The sequence below is a fragment of the Pseudomonas hunanensis genome (assembly GCF_013393325.1).
Lineage (GTDB): Bacteria > Pseudomonadota > Gammaproteobacteria > Pseudomonadales > Pseudomonadaceae > Aquipseudomonas > Aquipseudomonas putida_P.
Genome location: NZ_QJRC01000072.1, coordinates 119,175 through 136,300 on the forward strand (window position 1 = coordinate 119,175; position 17,126 = coordinate 136,300).

The following is a 17,126-nucleotide window of genomic DNA, read 5'->3' on the forward strand; positions in this document are numbered from 1 at the left end:
TCATCCTTCTTTTCGTCCGTGATTGCCCGGCGTCTTGTCACCGGTCACTTCGCGGTACCACAACTCATGGTGCTTGCGTGCCCAGGCGCGGCTGACCCAGCCATGCAGCATGGCGCCGATCGAGCCCTTGATCCAGATACCGGCGTAGATGTGCAGGATGATGCTGAGGATCAGCACGAACGCCGCCAGCGCATGCAGCAGCGCAGACAGGCGAATGGCATCGATGCCGAACCAATGACTGAAATAGGCGCGCCAGATCACCACACCACTGACCAGCAGCACCAGCATGCACACCAGCAGGGTCCAGAACAGCAGCTTCTGCCCGGCGTTGTATTTGCCGATCGGCGGCACGCCATCTTCACGATTGACCATCACCCGATCGATGCGGCGCAGCCACAAGCGATCGTTGGCGGTGATGAAATTAGCCCGCCAGAAACGAATCACCAAGCCGAGGAAAAACACGAACATCGCCACCCCCATGAACGGGTGCAGTATGCGTGTCCACGGCCCGCCGCCGAACAGGTGGCTAAGCCAGAACAGCGCCGGATGGAACAGCGCCAGCCCGGAAAGCCCGGCCATGAAGAACAGGATGGCGACGATCCAGTGGTTGGTCCGCTCGTTGGCGTTGTAGCGCAGGATGGGTTTGTTGTCGCTCATGGCCGCTGCTCCCCTTGCCCACCGGGCTGCTTCGGATCATAGACATGCACCGCCGGGTCCACCTGGTGGACGCTGTCATCGGGCGCCGTGGGGTGCTCATCGTCCTCTACCCGCTGCGGCCCGACCCGCACGTAATGGAAGAACCCGGCCAGCACCGCCGCGCCCATCGCCAGCAGCGCCAACGGCTTGGTGAAGCCCTTCCACAGGCCCACCAGCGGGCTGATCACCGGCTGGTCCGGCAGGCCGGCGTACAGCTTCGGCGTGTCGGCATGGTGCAGCACGTACATCACGTGGGTACCACCGACCCCGTCCGGGTCGTATAACCCGGCCTTGTCGTAACCCCGTGACTTCAGGTCGACGATGCGCTCGGCAGCGTGCACCTTCATCTCGTCCTTGCTGCCGAACACGATCGCCCCAGTCGGGCAGGTTTTCACGCAAGCCGGCTCCAGGCCCACGGTCACGCGGTCGGAACACAGGGTGCACTTGTATGCTTTGTGGTCCTTCTGCGAAATGCGCGGGATGTTGAACGGGCAGCCGGTAATGCAGTAGCCGCAGCCGATGCAGTGATCCTGGTTGAAGTCGACGATACCGTTGGCGTGCTTGATGATCGCCCCTGGGCTCGGGCAGGCCTTCAGGCATCCTGGGTCGGCGCAGTGCATGCAGCCATCCTTGCGGATCAGCCACTCCAGGTTGCCGTCGTCGCGCTCGTGCTCGGTAAAGCGCATCAGCGTCCAGGTCTCGGCAGTGAGGTCCTGGGGGTTGTCGTAGGTGCCGTGGTTGTGGCCCACCTCGTCGCGCAGTTCGTTCCACTCCGAGCACGCCACCTGGCAGGCCTTGCAGCCGATGCACTTGGTGGTGTCGATCAGCTTGGCGACCTCCTGCTGCTGGCGTACCGAGGACGGCACGGTGGTGGTGGCCGAGCGGGCGATGATGTCTTGGCTGGCCATCAGAGTTTCTCCACTTTGACGAGGAACGACTTGGACTCTGGGGTCTGCGTATTGCCATCACCGAGGAACGGCACCAGGGTGTTGGTCAGGTAGCCATGCCGGGTAGCGCCGGTGAACCCCCAGTGCAGCGGGATGCCGATCTGGTGCACGGTCTGGTTGTTGACCTGCAGCGGACGAATCCGCTTGGTCACCACCGCCACCGCGTCGATATGCCCACGCTTGCTCGACACCCGCACCCGGTCGCCAGCCTTGATGCCTTTCTCGTTGGCCAGCACCTCGCCGATCTCGACGAATTGCTCGGGTTGGGCAATGGCGTTGAGCCGGCAGTGCTTGCTCCAGAAGTGGAAGTGCTCGGTCAGCCGGTACGTGGTCGCCGCATAGGGAAACTCGTCGTGCGTGCCGAGGGTGTCCCACACCGAGTCGAAAATGCGCCCGGCCGGGTTGCTGGTGGCCTTCTTGTTCTGCGGGTGCAGCGGGTTGATGCCGATTGGCGTTTCAAATGGCTCGTAGTGCTCGGGGAACGGGCCTTCGGCCATCTTGTCGATGGCGAAGAAACGCGCCACACCTTCGGGGTTCATGATGAACGGGTTCATGCCCGCCTCGGGCGGCGAATCGACCTTGAAGTCCGGCACGTCGGTGCCGGTCCAGGCCTTGCCGTTCCACCACACCAGGCGCTTTTTCTCCGGGTCCCACGGTTTGCCTTGCGGGTCGCTGGAGGCACGGTTGTAGAGGATGCGGCGGTTGGCCGGCCAGGCCCAGGCCCAGTTCTGCACCTGGTGCATGCCGTATGGGTCGCTGTTGTCGCGACGGGCCATCTGGTTGCCCTGCTCGGTCCAACAGCCAGCAAAGATCCAGCAACCGGATGCCGTGCTGCCGTCGTCCTTCATCTGGGCAAAGCCCGACAGCTGCTGGCCGGCCTTGAGCGTGGCGCCGGTAGCGTCGGTAAGGTCGGTGACCGCCCAGCCGTTCATTTCCTTGGCCAGTTCCTCTGGAGACGGCTCGTCAGGAATCTTGTACGGCCAGCTGATGTTCATCATCGCGTCTGGGTAGGCGCCGCCTTCAGCCTGGTAGCGTTGGCGCAGGCGCAGGAACAACTCGCTCATGATCTGCACATCGGTACGGGTCTCGCCCGGCCCGTCGGCGCCCTTCCAGTGCCACTGCAGCCAACGGCTGCTGTTGACCAGCGAGCCGTCTTCCTCGGCGAAGCAAGTGGTGGGCAGGCGTATCACTTCGGTCTGGATGTTGGCCGTGTCGACATCGTTGAACGGCCCGGCGTTGCGCCAGAACTCCGAGGTCTCGGTGGCCAGCGGGTCCATGATCACCAGCCACTTGAGCTTGCCCAGCGCCGCCGTGACGCGGTTCTTGTCCGGCAGCGCGGCGATTGGGTTGAAACCCTGGCACATGTAACCGTTGACCTTGCCCTGGCCCATCATCTCGAACATGCGCAGCACGTCGTAGGCCGGTACGTCGAGCTTCGGCAGCCAGTCATAGCCCCAGTTGTTTTCCGCCGTGGCGTTGGCACCGTACCAGGCCTTCATCAGGCTGACGTGGAACTTGCCGTAGTTCTGCCAGTACGACAGCTGCCCAGGACGCAGCGGCTTGGAAGCGCGTTTGTCGATATAGGTGGCGTAATCCTGCTCGGCATCGCCGGCCAAGGTCAGGTAACCCGGCAGCGAGTTGGACAGCAGGCCGAGGTCGGTCAGGCCCTGGATGTTGGAGTGCCCCCGCAGGGCGTTGACCCCGCCACCCGGCATGCCGACGTTGCCCAACAGCAACTGGACCATGGCTGCACTGCGGATGATTTGCGCACCGATCGAGTGTTGCGTCCAGCCCAGTGCATAGAGAATCGTCATGGTCTTGCCCGGTGCCGAGCATGTGGCGATCTCTTCCCAGACCTTCATCATGGCGTCCTGCGGCATGCCACAGGTCATGCTCGCCAGTTCCGGGGTATAGCGGCTGTAATGCTGCTTCATCAGCTGGAACACGCAGCGCGGGTGCTGCAGGGTCGGGTCGACCTTGGCATAGCCGTCCTCACCCAGCTCGTAACCCCAGCCGGACTTGTCGGCGTACACACGCTTGGCTTCGTCGTAGCCGCTGAACAGCCCATCCTCGAAGCCATAGTTCTCTTTGACGATGAACGACACGTCGGTGTAGTTGCGCACGTACTCGTGCTGGATCTTGTCGGTGCTCAGCAGGTAGTTGATCAGCCCGCCCATGAAGGCGATGTCGGTACCGGTGCGAATTGGCGCGTAGTAGTCCGCGACCGAAGCGGTACGGGTAAACCGCGGGTCGACCACGATCAGCCGCGCCTTGTTGTGCGCCTTGGCCTCGGTCACCCACTTGAAGCCGCACGGATGCGCTTCTGCTGCGTTGCCACCCATCACCAGGACCAGATTCGCGTTGGCGATATCGGACCAGTGGTTGGTCATGGCGCCACGGCCGTACGTCGGGGCAAGACTTGCCACCGTCGGGCCATGTCAGACACGTGCCTGGTTATCGAACCCCAGCATGCCTGTTGCGCGGACGACCTTGTGGGTCAGGTAGCCAGCCTCGCTGGAGGCAGCGGAGGCAGCCAGAAAACCGGTGGTGAGCCAACGGTTGACGGTTTGCCCCTGGGCGTTTTTCTCGATGAAGTTGGCGTCGCGGTCCTGCTTCATCAGGTCGGCGACGCGGTCGAGCGCCTCGTCCCAGCTCACCCGCACCCACTCCTTGCTGCCCGGCTTGCGTACCTCGGGGTACTGCAGGCGGCTTGGGCTGTGGATAAAGTCCAGCAGGCCGGCGCCTTTCGGGCACAGGGTGCCACGGTTGACCGGGTGGTCGGCGTCACCTTCGATATGGATGATGTTCTGTTTGACGTTCTTGCCTGCATCGCCCTGGCTGTACAGGATCAGGCCGCAGCCGACCGAGCAGTACGGGCAGGTGTTACGCGCTTCTTTGGTATGCGCCAGCTTGAAGTGACGCACCTGCTCGGCGAAGGCCGGCGTCGGGGCCATGCCCAACGCCGCCAGGCTCGAGCCTCCAAGGCCGACAGCGGCGACCTTGAAGAATTGCCGACGGTTGAGGTCCATCGTGCACTCCTGATCAGGTGGTGGACGCGCGGAACATGGCCGGCGCCTCTTGGTAGTCACGGTGGCGGTTTTGACGGCCGCCAATAGATAAGACTAGTCAAGAATCGAGAAGGTGCGATGACTTGAGTCAGGAGTTAAGGCACCTGCCTCAGCGTTTTTTGTGTCTGTGAAATCGAGCGGCGTTCGAGCGGCGCTCGATTTCATAGCGGTGCCGATGCTGCGACAAGCAACGTGTGGCATTCACCTTTCTATTGGCATGCCCCGAAAGCAATAAAAAACCCAGGGCAACTGCCCTGGGTTTCTGGTCTTGCTAGACGCCTGACTGTTCTGATCAGAACGGAATATCGTCATCGAAGCTGTCGAAGTCAGCGGCCGGCTGCGGTGCAGGCTGCTGTGGCGCTGGGCGCTGAGGGGCCTGTTGCGGGCGCTGGGCCTGCTGACGAGGCGGAGCCTGGTTGTACTGCTGCTGTTGGCCGCCACCGTAGTTGCCACCCCCCTGGTTGTAGGGGTCACCGCCCTGCTGCTGGCCCTGCGGACGACCACCAAGCAGCTGCATGGTGCCGTTGATGTCGACGATGATCTCGGTGGTGTAGCGCTTGATACCGTCTTTTTCCCACTCGCGGGTCTGCAGCTTGCCCTCGATGTAGCACTGCGAACCTTTGCGCAGGTACTCGCCGGCGATTTCGGCAACCTTGCCGAACAACGACACACGGTGCCACTCGGTACGCTCGACCTTCTGGCCCGACTGCTTGTCGGTCCACTGCTCGCTGGTAGCCAGGCTCAGGTTGGTCACGGCGTTACCGTTGGGCAGGTAGCGGACTTCGGGATCCTGGCCACAGGTGCCGACCAGAATGACTTTGTTAACCCCACGGGCCATAACGTTCTCCTAGGCTTCGCACGCCGAAGAGGCTGGATTCACCAGTCGCTCGAGGGTCGCACGGTCCAAAATTTTCGTATCCAGTTTGATATAGATGGCGGCCTCTTCTGCCACCACCACAGCGTCGGTCACACCCGGCACGGCCATCAGGCGCTCGGTCAGGCCGGCTTCACGGACTGCTTCGGGCGTCAGCGGCATACGCAGGCTGGTCACATACGGCGGCTCGTTCATGCGCAAGGCGACGATCAGCCAGATGGCACACAGCACCGCGCAACCAAGGAACACCGTGTCCAGCCCACCGTGCTGGAACAACCAGCCACCGAGGATTCCGCCCAGTGCCGCACCGAGGAACTGGCTGGTGGAATACACCCCCATCGCCGTCCCCTTGCCACCGGCAGGCGACACCTTGCTCACCAGCGAAGGCAACGAAGCCTCCAACAGGTTGAATGCGGTAAAGAATACCACGGTGCCAATCACCAGTCCGCGCAAACCGTCAGCCCACTCCCAGAAGTATATCTCTGTCAGCAGCAGGACACTGACCGCGCCAGCCAACACGCGTTTCATCTTGCGCTTTTTTTCGCCGTAGATGATGAACGGGACCATTGCAAAAAATGAGATGAACAGCGCGGTCAGGTACACCCACCAATGCTCTTCCTTGGGCAGGCCGCCACGCTCGACGAAGGCCAGCGGCAGCGCGACGAAGCTGGCCATGAGGATGGCGTGCAGGATGAAGATGCCCACGTCCAGGCGCAGAAGGTCCGGGTGGCGCAGGGTTGGGCCGAGTGCCTTGCGGGCCACACCCGACTCGCGGTGCTGCAGGATGCTGTGGGTGTTGGGCACGACGAACGCGATCAGCGCTATGCCAACCAGGGCAAGCCCTGCCGTGGCGAAGAACAAACCTGACAAACCAAAGGCACTTGTCAGCAAGGGGCCGACGACCATGGCGACAGCGAACGACAAGCCGATGCTCATGCCAATCATGGCCATGGCCTTGGTCCGGTGTTGTTCGCGGGTGAGGTCGGACAGCAACGCCATGACTGCGGCAGAAATCGCCCCGGCGCCCTGCAGGATGCGCCCGGCAATCACGCCCCAGATGGAGTCGGCCTGGGCTGCCAGCACACTGCCGAGGGCGAAGATCACCAACCCCAGGTAAATCACTGGACGACGGCCAATGCGGTCGGAAATCATCCCGAATGGAATCTGCAGTACCGCCTGAGTCAGGCCATAGGCACCAATGGCCAGGCCGATCAGCGCAGGTGTGGCGCCGGCCAGGTCCATGCCGTAGGTGGCCAGTACCGGCAAGACCATGAACATGCCCAGCATACGAAAGGCAAAGACCAGGGCAAGGCCGCCAGCGGCGCGGGTTTCGCCGCCACTCATGCGCTCGTTGTGGGTGTCGTGCATGGATTAACCTCGTGTGAACCGGCGGCGATTCTATCAGTCCGACAGCTTGACGGCATCTACGCGACGCTTTGCCGCGTCATACTGGCGCGCCGTATACTTCCTTGTTTATGCCCGCCGAGCGAGGCCGCAGTGGACAAGATCCTGATTCGTGGGGCACGTACCCACAACCTGAAGAACATCGACCTGACCCTGCCCCGGGACAAGCTGATCGTGATCACCGGCCTGTCCGGTTCCGGCAAGTCTTCCCTGGCGTTCGATACCTTGTACGCCGAAGGCCAACGCCGCTACGTCGAATCGCTGTCGGCCTACGCCCGGCAGTTCCTGTCGATGATGGAAAAGCCCGACGTCGACACCATCGAAGGCCTGTCGCCGGCGATTTCCATCGAGCAGAAGTCGACCTCGCACAACCCGCGCTCCACGGTCGGCACCATTACCGAAATCTACGACTACCTGCGCCTGCTGTACGCCCGAGTCGGCACCCCCCGCTGCCCGGACCACGACATCCCGCTGGAGGCGCAAACGATCAGCCAGATGGTCGACCTGGTGCTGGAGCGCCCGGAAGGCAGCAAGTTGATGCTGCTGGCACCGGTAGTGCGCGAACGCAAGGGCGAGCATCTGGCGGTGTTCGACGAACTGCGGGCCCAGGGCTTCGTGCGGGCCCGGGTCAACGGCAAGCTCTACGAGCTCGATGAGCTGCCCAAGCTGGACAAGCAGAAAAAGCACAGCATCGATGTGGTGGTGGACCGCTTCAAGGTCCGCGCCGACCTGCAGCAGCGCCTGGCGGAGTCGTTCGAGACCGCCTTGAAGCTGGCGGACGGCATCGCTCTGGTGGCGCCGATGGACGACGAGCAAGGCGAAGAAATGATCTTCTCCGCGCGCTTCGCATGCCCGGTGTGCGGCCACGCGATCAGCGAGCTGGAGCCGAAGCTGTTTTCCTTCAACAACCCGGCCGGTGCCTGCCCGACCTGCGATGGCCTGGGGGTAAAACAGTTCTTCGACACCAAGCGCCTGGTCAATGCCGAACTCACCCTTGCCGAAGGCGCGATCCGCGGCTGGGACCGGCGTAACGTGTACTACTTCCAGATGCTCGGCTCGCTGGCCGCACATTATGGCTTCAGCCTCGAAGAGCCATTCGGCGAATTGTCGGCCGAACACCAGAAGGTGATTCTGCAGGGCAGTGGCAAGCAGAGTGTCGACTTCAAGTACCTCAACGACCGTGGCGATATCGTCAAGCGCTCACACCCGTTCGAAGGCATTGTGCCAAACCTGGAGCGCCGCTACCGCGAAACCGAATCGGCCACCGTGCGTGAAGAACTGGCCAAGTTCCTCGGCACGCAACCTTGCCCAGATTGCCGAGGTACACGCCTGCGCCGCGAGGCACGCCATGTATGGGTGGGCGAAAAGACCCTGCCAGCCGTCACCAACCTGCCGATCGGTGAAGCCAGCAACTACTTTGGCGAGCTGACCCTGACCGGGCGCCGTGGCGAAATCGCGGCGAAGATCCTCAAGGAGATCTGCGAGCGCCTGCAGTTTCTGGTCAATGTCGGCCTCGACTACCTGACCCTGGACCGTAGCGCTGACACCCTGTCAGGTGGTGAAGCACAACGTATCCGCCTGGCTAGCCAGATCGGCGCGGGCTTGGTGGGGGTGATGTACATTCTTGATGAACCGTCCATCGGCCTTCATCAACGCGATAACGACCGCTTGCTGGCCACCCTCAACCACTTGCGCGACCTGGGTAACACGGTGATCGTGGTGGAACACGACGAGGACGCCATTCGCCTGGCCGACTACGTCGTCGACATCGGCCCAGGTGCCGGTGTGCACGGTGGGCAGATCGTCGCGGAGGGCTCGCCACAGGAGGTCATGGACCATCCCGATTCGTTGACGGGCAAGTACCTGTCCGGGCGCAAGAAGATCGCCGTACCGGCCAAGCGCACGCCGCGCAACAAGAAACTGCAGCTCAAGCTCAAGGGCGCGCGAGGCAACAACCTGCAGAACGTCGACCTGGAAATCCCGGTGGGCCTGATGACCTGCGTGACCGGGGTGTCCGGGTCGGGCAAATCGACGCTGATCAACAACACCCTGTTCCCCTTGGCCGCCACCGCCCTCAATGGCGCAAGCAGCCTGGAAGCCGCACCGCATGGCAGCATGGACGGCCTGCAACACCTGGACAAAGTGGTGGACATCGACCAGAGCCCGATCGGCCGCACCCCGCGTTCCAACCCGGCGACCTACACCGGTATCTTCACGCCGATCCGCGAGCTGTTCTCAGGGGTGCCGGAATCGCGTTCACGTGGTTATGGCCCAGGGCGCTTCTCGTTCAACGTCAAAGGCGGCCGTTGCGAGGCCTGTCAGGGCGATGGCCTGATCAAGGTGGAAATGCACTTCCTGCCGGACATCTACGTGCCGTGCGACGTGTGCAAGAGCAAGCGCTACAACCGAGAAACGCTGGAGATCAAGTACAAGGGCAAGAACATCCACGAGGTGCTGGAAATGACCATCGAGGATGCCCGCGAGTTCTTCGATGCGGTACCGGCGCTGGCGCGCAAGCTGCAAACGCTGATGGATGTGGGCTTGTCGTACATCAAGCTGGGGCAGTCGGCAACCACGCTGTCCGGTGGTGAAGCGCAGCGGGTGAAGCTGTCACGCGAGCTGTCCAAGCGCGATACCGGCAAGACCCTGTACATCCTCGACGAGCCGACCACGGGCCTGCACTTCGCCGACATCCAGCAGTTGTTGGACGTGTTGCATCGCCTGCGCGACCACGGCAATACCGTGGTGGTGATCGAGCATAACCTGGATGTGATCAAGACCGCCGACTGGCTGGTGGACCTGGGACCCGAGGGTGGCTCCAAGGGTGGGCAGATCATTGCCTGCGGCACGCCGGAAGAGCTGAGCGAGATGAAACAGTCGTACACCGGCCATTACCTGAAACCGCTGCTGGAGCGGGACCGAGCCTGACTGCCGCCGATGCAATGAAAAAGCCCCTGGTACCGTTGGTGCCAGGGGCTTTTTCTTGAGTCTGTGGATAACTTACATCTGCGACTGCAGGTAGTTTTCCAGGCCGATGGCCTTGATCAGGCCCTGCTGCTTCTCCAGCCAGTAGGTGTGATCTTCTTCGGTATCGGCCAACTGTGCACGCAGGATGTCACGGCTGATGTAGTCCTTGTGCAGTTCACACAGCTCGATACCTTTGCAAAGCGCGCCGCGCACCTTGTACTCGAGCTTGAGGTCAGCCTCGATCATTTCCGGTACGGTGCTGCCGACTTCCAGATCGTCCGCACGCATGTCGGGGGTGCCTTCAAGCATGAGGATGCGACGCATCAGAGCATCGGCGTGCTGGGTCTCTTCTTCCATTTCGTGGTTGATGCGCTCGTAGAGCTTGGACAGGCCCCAGTCTTCGTACATGCGCGAATGAATGAAGTACTGGTCGCGTGCCGCCAGTTCGCCCTTCAGCAGCGTGACGAGGTAGTTGATTACGTCCGGGTGGCCTTGCATCGCCCTGATTCTCCATGTGAAAACGACTATGCCACATAGTGTGAACCAGCTTTTGCCTGCGGTCACTGAAAAACGCGCAATTAGACGCAAAAAATCGGTTAAACAGTAGTGATATTCATTGAAAAACCGCCCAAATGAGGGCGGTTCTGCTTATCACTTAGAGTTAGGCGAGATGGACGCCCAACGCCTTGGCAATCCCTTCGCCATAGGCCGGATCGGCCTTGAAGAAGTACTGCAACTGACGCTGAATCACGTCCTCGCTGACACCCACCATGGTACCGGCGATATTGCTGATCAACAGGGCTTTCTGCTCAGCGTTCATCAAGCGGAACAGCGCGCCGGCGTGGCTGAAGTAGTCGGTGTCCTCACGGTGATCGTAACGGTCCGCCGAACCGTTCAAGGCCAGCGCTGGCTCGGCATGGCGTGGCGACTGCTTCGGCGCATCAGCGTGGCTATTGGGCTCGTAGTTTGGTGCACTGCCGTAGCTGCCGGTGGCCATGGAACCGTCGCGCTGGTAGCTATTAACCGGGCAGCGAGGCGCATTCACCGGCAACTGCTGGTGGTTGGTGCCCACGCGGTAACGGTGCGCGTCGGCGTAGGCGAATACACGGCCCTGCAACATCCGGTCCGGCGACAGGCCGACCCCTGGCACCATATTGCTGGGCCCGAACGCTGCTTGCTCGACTTCCGCGAAGTAGTTGAGCGGGTTACGGTTGAGCTCCAGCACGCCCACCTCGATCAGCGGGTAGTCCCTCTGCGACCAAGTCTTGGTCACGTCAAAGGGGTTCTCGTCGCGACTCGCAGCCTCGGCTTCGCTCATCACCTGGATACAAACCGTCCAACGCGGGTAGTCGCCACGCTCGATCGCTTCGAACAGGTCGCGCTGGGCGTAGTCCGGGTCAGTACCCGCCAGGCGCGCTGCTTCTGCCGGAGCGAGGTTCTTGATGCCTTGTTGGGTCTTGAAGTGCCACTTCACCCAAGTACGCTCACCCTTGGCATTGATCAGGCTGTAGGTGTGGCTGCCGAAGCCGTGCATGTGGCGATAGCCATCCGGGATACCACGGTCGGAAAACAGTATGGTGACCTGGTGCAGCGCCTCAGGGGAGTGGGACCAGAAGTCCCACATCATCTGGGCATTCTTCAGGTTGGACTGCGGGTGGCGCTTCTGGGTGTGGATAAAGTCCGGGAACTTCAGCGGGTCGCGAATGAAGAACACGGGCGTGTTGTTGCCAACGATGTCCCAGTTGCCTTCTTCGGTGTAGAACTTGACCGCGAAACCACGCGGGTCGCGCTCGGTATCCGCAGAGCCACGCTCGCCACCGACAGTGGAGAAGCGCAGGAAGGTCTCGGTCTGTTTGCCGATCTGTTCAAACAGCTTGGCGCTGGTATAGCCGGTAATGTCGCGGGTAACAGTAAAGGTGCCATAGGCGCCCGAGCCCTTGGCGTGCACACGGCGCTCAGGAATGTTCTCGCGGTTGAAGTGGGCGAGTTTCTCGATCAGGTGAAAGTCGTCGAGCAACAATGGGCCACGCGGGCCGGCGGAGCGGGAGTTCTGGTTATCGGCTACTGGCGCACCGCTGGCGGTAGTAAGAATCTTGCTCATGGGCTCTCCTTATCGGTCTTCAAGCGCCGGCTAATCGGCTTGGAGAGAGTATTGACGAGCAAGGTTACAGGGACAAATTCATTACATGACTTGAATCAATAGAAATAAACAATGTACGTAGAAACAAAAAACCGGGCACTAGGCCCGGTTCTTTGTAGCAGACAGAACGTCTTACTCAGCAGCTTCTACAGCACCGCCGACCGGACGATCAACCAGCTCGACGTACGCCATAGGCGCGTTGTCGCCAGCGCGGAAACCGCACTTCAGGATGCGCAGGTAGCCGCCCTGACGGGTGGCGTAACGCTTGCCCAGGTCGTTGAACAGTTTGCCAACAGCGGACTTCGAACGGGTACGATCGAAGGCCAGACGACGGTTAGCAACGCTGTCTTCCTTGGCCAGGGTGATCAGCGGCTCGGCAACGCGGCGCAGTTCCTTGGCTTTCGGCAGGGTGGTTTTGATCAGCTCGTGCTCGATCAGCGACACTGCCATGTTCTGGAACATAGCCTTGCGGTGAGAGCTGGTACGGCTCAGGTGACGTCCACTTTTACGATGACGCATGATTCATTCCTTACCAAACACTACGTTCGGTGATTACGACGATCAGGCGGTCGCCTTGTCGTCTTTCTTAAGACTTGCAGGCGGCCAGTTGTCGAGGCGCATGCCGAGAGACAGACCACGAGAGGCCAGCACGTCCTTGATTTCAGTCAGGGACTTCTTGCCCAGGTTAGGAGTCTTCAACAGCTCTACTTCGGTACGCTGAATCAGGTCGCCGATGTAGTAGATGTTCTCCGCCTTGAGGCAGTTGGCCGAACGTACAGTCAGTTCCAGGTCGTCAACCGGACGCAGCAGGATCGGATCGATCTCGTCTTCCTGCTCGACTACGACAGGCTCGCTGTCACCTTTGAGGTCGACGAACGCGGCCAACTGCTGTTGCAGGATGGTCGCAGCGCGGCGGATAGCCTCTTCAGGATCCAGGGTGCCGTTGGTTTCCAGATCAATGACCAGTTTGTCCAGGTTGGTACGCTGTTCAACACGGGCGTTTTCGACCACATAGGCGATACGACGCACCGGGCTGAACGAAGCGTCCAACTGCAGACGGCCAATGCTACGGCTTTCGTCTTCGTCGGTTTGACGGGAGTCGGCCGGCTCGTAACCACGACCACGAGCTACGGTGAGCTTCATGTTCAGGGCGCCATTCGACGCCAGGTTCGCGATTACGTGATCGGGGTTGACGATCTCGACATCGTGATCCAGCTGAATATCGGCAGCGGTAACCACCCCCGAACCCTTTTTCGACAAGGTCAGCGTAACTTCGTCACGACCGTGCAGTTTGATAGCCAGGCCTTTCAGGTTCAACAGGATTTCAATTACGTCTTCCTGAACACCTTCGATCGCGGAGTACTCGTGGAGTACGCCATCGATCTCGGCCTCGACTACTGCACAGCCAGGCATAGAGGACAACAGGATGCGGCGCAGCGCGTTGCCCAGGGTGTGGCCAAAGCCACGCTCGAGAGGCTCGAGCGTGATCTTGGCGCGGGTCGGACTGACTACCTGCACATCAATGTGGCGGGGAGTCAGGAACTCATTTACCGAAATCTGCATGGATGCACCTATTTTCTAGCCCTTACTTGGAGTAGAGCTCGACAATCAGGTTTTCGTTGATGTCGGCAGACAGGTCGCTGCGAGCAGGAACGTTCTTGAAAACGCCCGACTTTTTAGCAGCATCCACGTCAACCCACTCAACGCGGCCACGCTGGGCGCACAGTTCAAGGGCTTGAACAATGCGCAGCTGGGCCAGCGACTTCTCGCGGACCGCGACCACGTCACCCGGACGAACTTGGTAGGATGGAATGTTTACAGTCTTACCGTTGACGCTGATCGCTTTGTGCGAAACCAGCTGACGCGACTCGGAACGAGTCGAGCCGAAGCCCATACGGTAAACGACGTTATCCAGACGGCACTCGAGCAGTTGCAGCAGGTTCTCACCGGTTGCGCCTTTTTTCGAGGCAGCAGCTTGGTAGTAACCGCGGAACTGACGCTCCAGAACACCGTAGATACGACGGACTTTTTGTTTCTCACGCAGCTGGGTGCCGTAGTCGGACTGACGGCCACGGCGCTGGCCGTGGATACCTGGGGCTGCTTCGATGTTGCACTTCGATTCCAGAGCGCGAACGCCGCTCTTCAGGAACAGATCGGTGCCTTCACGACGAGACAGTTTGCATTTTGGACCAATGTAACGTGCCATTCTTCTGTCTCCTGATTACACGCGACGCTTCTTCGGCGGACGGCACCCGTTATGCGGGATAGGCGTCACGTCGGTGATGCTGGCGATCTTGTAGCCGCAGCTGTTCAATGCACGAACGGCGGACTCACGACCTGGACCTGGACCCTTGACGTTAACGTCGAGGTTCTTCAGACCGTATTCCAGCGCAGCTTGACCAGCACGCTCAGCAGCGATCTGAGCTGCGAACGGGGTGGATTTGCGCGAACCACGGAAACCCGAACCACCGGAGGTCGCCCAGGACAAAGCATTGCCCTGACGGTCGGTGATGGTCACGATGGTGTTGTTGAAAGACGCATGGATGTGGGCGATGCCATCAACCACTGTCTTTTTGATTTTCTTACGAGGACGAGCAGCAGGTTTTGCCATGTCTATATTCCTGGGCGATTACTTGCGGATCGGCTTACGCGGGCCCTTACGGGTGCGTGCGTTGGTCTTGGTGCGCTGACCGCGAACCGGCAGACCTTTACGATGACGCAGGCCGCGGTAGCAACCCAGGTCCATCAAGCGCTTGATCTTCATGTTGATGTCACGACGCAGGTCACCTTCGGTGGTGAACTTCGCAACTTCGCCACGCAGGGTTTCGATTTGCTCGTCGCTCAGATCCTTGATCTTAGCGGCTGGATTTACACCAGCGTCTGCACAGATCTTCTGTGCAGTTGTGCGACCGACACCATAGATGTAGGTCAGCGAGATAACAGTATGCTTGTTATCTGGAATGTTGACGCCTGCAATACGGGCCATTCAGTGGGACTCCAATTGACAGCTACCTACGCCCCGGAAGCCAAGAAATAGGGCGCGAGATAATATCGCTGTAGAAACGAATAATCAACCCAGCAGCACACTAGCTGCTGGGTTTGAAGCGCAGATCACACTCAGCCTTGGCGCTGTTTGTGACGCGGTTCCGCGCTGCAGATCACTCGTACGACGCCTTCGCGACGGATGATCTTGCAGTTACGGCACAGCTTTTTCACCGATGCACGAACTTTCATTACCGACTCCTCGAACCTTAGGGGCGTATCAGCGCAGCAGACCGCTGCCACCGTAGCCTTTCAGGTTGGCTTTCTTCATCAGGGATTCGTACTGGTGCGAAACGAGGTGCGATTGTACTTGGGACATGAAGTCCATCACAACCACTACCACAATCAGCAACGAGGTCCCGCCAAGGTAGAACGGCACATTTGCTGCCACCACCAGGAACTGGGGCAGAAGGCAGACGGCCATCATGTAAAGAGCACCGAACATGGTCAAACGGGTCAGAACGCCATCAATGTAGCGCGCCGACTGCTCACCAGGACGGATACCCGGAATAAAGGCACCGGACTTCTTCAGGTTTTCCGCTACGTCTTTCGGATTGAACATCAATGCTGTGTAGAAGAAGCAGAAGAAAATGATCCCTGCACTAAACAGCAGAATGTTCAACGGCTGACCAGGAGCGATCGACTGCGAGATGTCCTGCAGCCAGCCCATACCTTCGGACTGACCGAACCAGGCACCCAGCGAAGCCGGGAACAGCAAAATGCTGCTCGCGAAAATGGCCGGGATAACCCCCGCCATGTTCACCTTCAACGGCAAGTGGCTGGTCTGCGCAGCGAAGACCTTGCGGCCCTGCTGACGCTTGGCGTAGTGAACGGCGATACGACGCTGACCACGCTCAATGAACACCACGAAACCGATAATCGCTACTGCCAGCAAACCGATAGCGACCAAGGCGAAAATGTTGATATCGCCTGTGCGTGCAGACTCGAAAGACTGCCCGATTGCTCTCGGAAGACCGGCAACGATACCTGCGAAGATCAACATCGAGATACCGTTGCCCACACCGCGCTCGGTGATCTGCTCGCCCAGCCACATCATGAACATCGCGCCTGCCACGAAGGTGGAGACGGCGACGACATGGAAGCCCAGGCCCACAGAAAACGCCACGCCCTGGTTGGCCAGGCCAATGGACATGCCAATGGCTTGAACCAGTGCCAGGATAACGGTGCCGTAGCGGGTGTACTGGCTGATCTTGCGACGGCCAGCTTCACCTTCCTTCTTCAACTGCTCCAGTTGCGGGCTGACCGCGGTCATCAGCTGCATGATGATCGATGCCGAAATGTACGGCATGATCCCCAGTGCAAAGATGCTCATGCGCTCGAGCGCGCCACCGGAAAACATGTTGAACAAGCTAAGAATGGTCCCCTCATTCTGCCGAAACAGATCCGCCAGACGGTCCGGATTGATGCCGGGAACCGGGATATGCGCACCTATCCGATAGACGATGATCGCCATGAACAGAAAGCGCAGACGAGCCCAGAGTTCCGACATCCCGCCCTTACCGAGCGAAGAGAGAGCACCTTGCTTAGCCATTTATTCCTCGAATTTGCCGCCAGCTGCTTCGATAGCCGCACGCGCACCCTTGGTGGCTGCGATGCCCTTGATGGTGACTGCGCGAGTAACTTCGCCAGACAGCATGATTTTCACACGCTGAATGTGCTGGTTGATCACGTTGGCATCCTTCAGGGATTGCACGGAGATCACGTCGCCTTCCACTTTGGCCAGCTCGGACAGACGCACTTCTGCGCGGTCCATGGCTTTCAGGGAAACGAAGCCGAACTTCGGCAGACGACGGTGCAGCGGCTGTTGACCGCCTTCGAAGCCAGGAGCGATCGAACCACCCGAACGGGAAGTCTGACCTTTGTGGCCACGGCCGCCGGTCTTACCCAGACCGCTACCGATACCACGACCTGGACGATGCTTCTCGCGACGGGAACCCGGCGCTGGACTCAGATCATTGAGTTTCATC

The 17,126-nt window shown here is 60.2% G+C and carries 16 protein-coding genes; 1 reads left to right on the forward strand and 15 read right to left on the reverse strand.

Translation table 11 applies throughout. The annotated features are described in order from the left end of the window. The 5 genes from DM807_RS06065 to DM807_RS06085 all read right to left on the reverse strand — a co-directional run bounded on the left by DM807_RS06065 (position 1) and on the right by DM807_RS06085 (position 6,953). Positions 1–657: a formate dehydrogenase subunit gamma gene (locus DM807_RS06065; protein WP_179027166.1), complete on the reverse strand. Its 657-nt coding sequence runs from the start codon at positions 655–657 to the stop codon at positions 1–3. Then, a complete protein-coding gene (gene fdxH / locus DM807_RS06070) occupies positions 654–1,604 on the reverse strand; it encodes a formate dehydrogenase subunit beta (protein ID WP_012270260.1) in 951 nt (316 codons plus the stop codon). The genes DM807_RS06065 and fdxH overlap by 4 nt, the downstream gene beginning before the upstream one ends. Continuing rightward, positions 1,604–4,672 carry a formate dehydrogenase-N subunit alpha gene (gene fdnG / locus DM807_RS06075; protein ID WP_156341227.1) on the reverse strand — a complete coding sequence of 1,023 codons (3,069 nt, stop codon included), beginning with the start codon at positions 4,670–4,672 and terminating at the stop codon, positions 1,604–1,606. Before fdnG ends, fdxH begins: the two co-directional genes overlap by 1 nt. Before the next feature lie 331 nt (positions 4,673–5,003). Next, positions 5,004–5,549, reverse strand: a complete 546-nt coding sequence (locus DM807_RS06080; protein ID WP_003255446.1) for a single-stranded DNA-binding protein — start codon at positions 5,547–5,549, stop codon at positions 5,004–5,006. Between the two features lie 9 nt (positions 5,550–5,558). Continuing rightward, positions 5,559–6,953, reverse strand: coding sequence for an MFS transporter (locus tag DM807_RS06085; RefSeq protein WP_012270241.1), 1,395 nt, complete (start codon positions 6,951–6,953; stop codon positions 5,559–5,561). A 129-nt stretch (positions 6,954–7,082) separates the two neighbouring features. Here DM807_RS06085 and uvrA point away from each other — a divergent pair, with 129 nt between their 5' ends. Further along, positions 7,083–9,917, forward strand: coding sequence for an excinuclease ABC subunit UvrA (gene uvrA / locus DM807_RS06090; protein WP_012270240.1), 2,835 nt, complete (start codon positions 7,083–7,085; stop codon positions 9,915–9,917). Positions 9,918–9,989: 72 nt separating this feature from the next. Here the strand turns inward: uvrA and bfr are convergent, their stop codons facing one another. The 10 genes from bfr to rplO form a co-directional block, all read right to left on the reverse strand. Next, positions 9,990–10,454 carry a bacterioferritin gene (gene bfr / locus DM807_RS06095; RefSeq protein ID WP_003257116.1) on the reverse strand — a complete coding sequence of 155 codons (465 nt, stop codon included), beginning with the start codon at positions 10,452–10,454 and terminating at the stop codon, positions 9,990–9,992. Positions 10,455–10,617: 163 nt separating this feature from the next. Next, positions 10,618–12,057, reverse strand: coding sequence for a catalase (locus DM807_RS06100; protein ID WP_060515231.1), 1,440 nt, complete (start codon positions 12,055–12,057; stop codon positions 10,618–10,620). A gap of 171 nt (positions 12,058–12,228) precedes the next feature. Further along, entirely contained in the window at positions 12,229–12,615 is a 387-nt protein-coding gene (gene rplQ, locus DM807_RS06105) for a 50S ribosomal protein L17 (protein ID WP_003255451.1), read from the reverse strand. Positions 12,616–12,657: 42 nt separating this feature from the next. Next, entirely contained in the window at positions 12,658–13,659 is a 1,002-nt protein-coding gene (locus DM807_RS06110; RefSeq protein ID WP_003255452.1) for a DNA-directed RNA polymerase subunit alpha, read from the reverse strand. A 22-nt stretch (positions 13,660–13,681) separates the two neighbouring features. Beyond that, positions 13,682–14,302, reverse strand: a complete 621-nt coding sequence (gene rpsD / locus DM807_RS06115) for a 30S ribosomal protein S4 (protein ID WP_012270238.1) — start codon at positions 14,300–14,302, stop codon at positions 13,682–13,684. Positions 14,303–14,317: 15 nt separating this feature from the next. Beyond that, positions 14,318–14,707 carry a 30S ribosomal protein S11 gene (gene rpsK, locus DM807_RS06120; RefSeq protein ID WP_012270237.1) on the reverse strand — a complete coding sequence of 130 codons (390 nt, stop codon included), beginning with the start codon at positions 14,705–14,707 and terminating at the stop codon, positions 14,318–14,320. An 18-nt stretch (positions 14,708–14,725) separates the two neighbouring features. Then, the gene (gene rpsM / locus DM807_RS06125; RefSeq protein ID WP_003255457.1) at positions 14,726–15,082 is read right to left on the reverse strand and encodes a 30S ribosomal protein S13; all 357 of its coding nucleotides are present in this window, start codon (positions 15,080–15,082) and stop codon (positions 14,726–14,728) included. Between the two features lie 131 nt (positions 15,083–15,213). Further along, positions 15,214–15,330, reverse strand: coding sequence for a 50S ribosomal protein L36 (gene rpmJ / locus DM807_RS06130; RefSeq protein ID WP_002555468.1), 117 nt, complete (start codon positions 15,328–15,330; stop codon positions 15,214–15,216). Positions 15,331–15,358: 28 nt separating this feature from the next. Then, a complete protein-coding gene (secY, locus tag DM807_RS06135; protein WP_003257108.1) occupies positions 15,359–16,690 on the reverse strand; it encodes a preprotein translocase subunit SecY in 1,332 nt (443 codons plus the stop codon). Beyond that, positions 16,691–17,125 carry a 50S ribosomal protein L15 gene (rplO, locus tag DM807_RS06140; protein WP_003255461.1) on the reverse strand — a complete coding sequence of 145 codons (435 nt, stop codon included), beginning with the start codon at positions 17,123–17,125 and terminating at the stop codon, positions 16,691–16,693. Position 17,126: the final 1 nt, after the last annotated feature.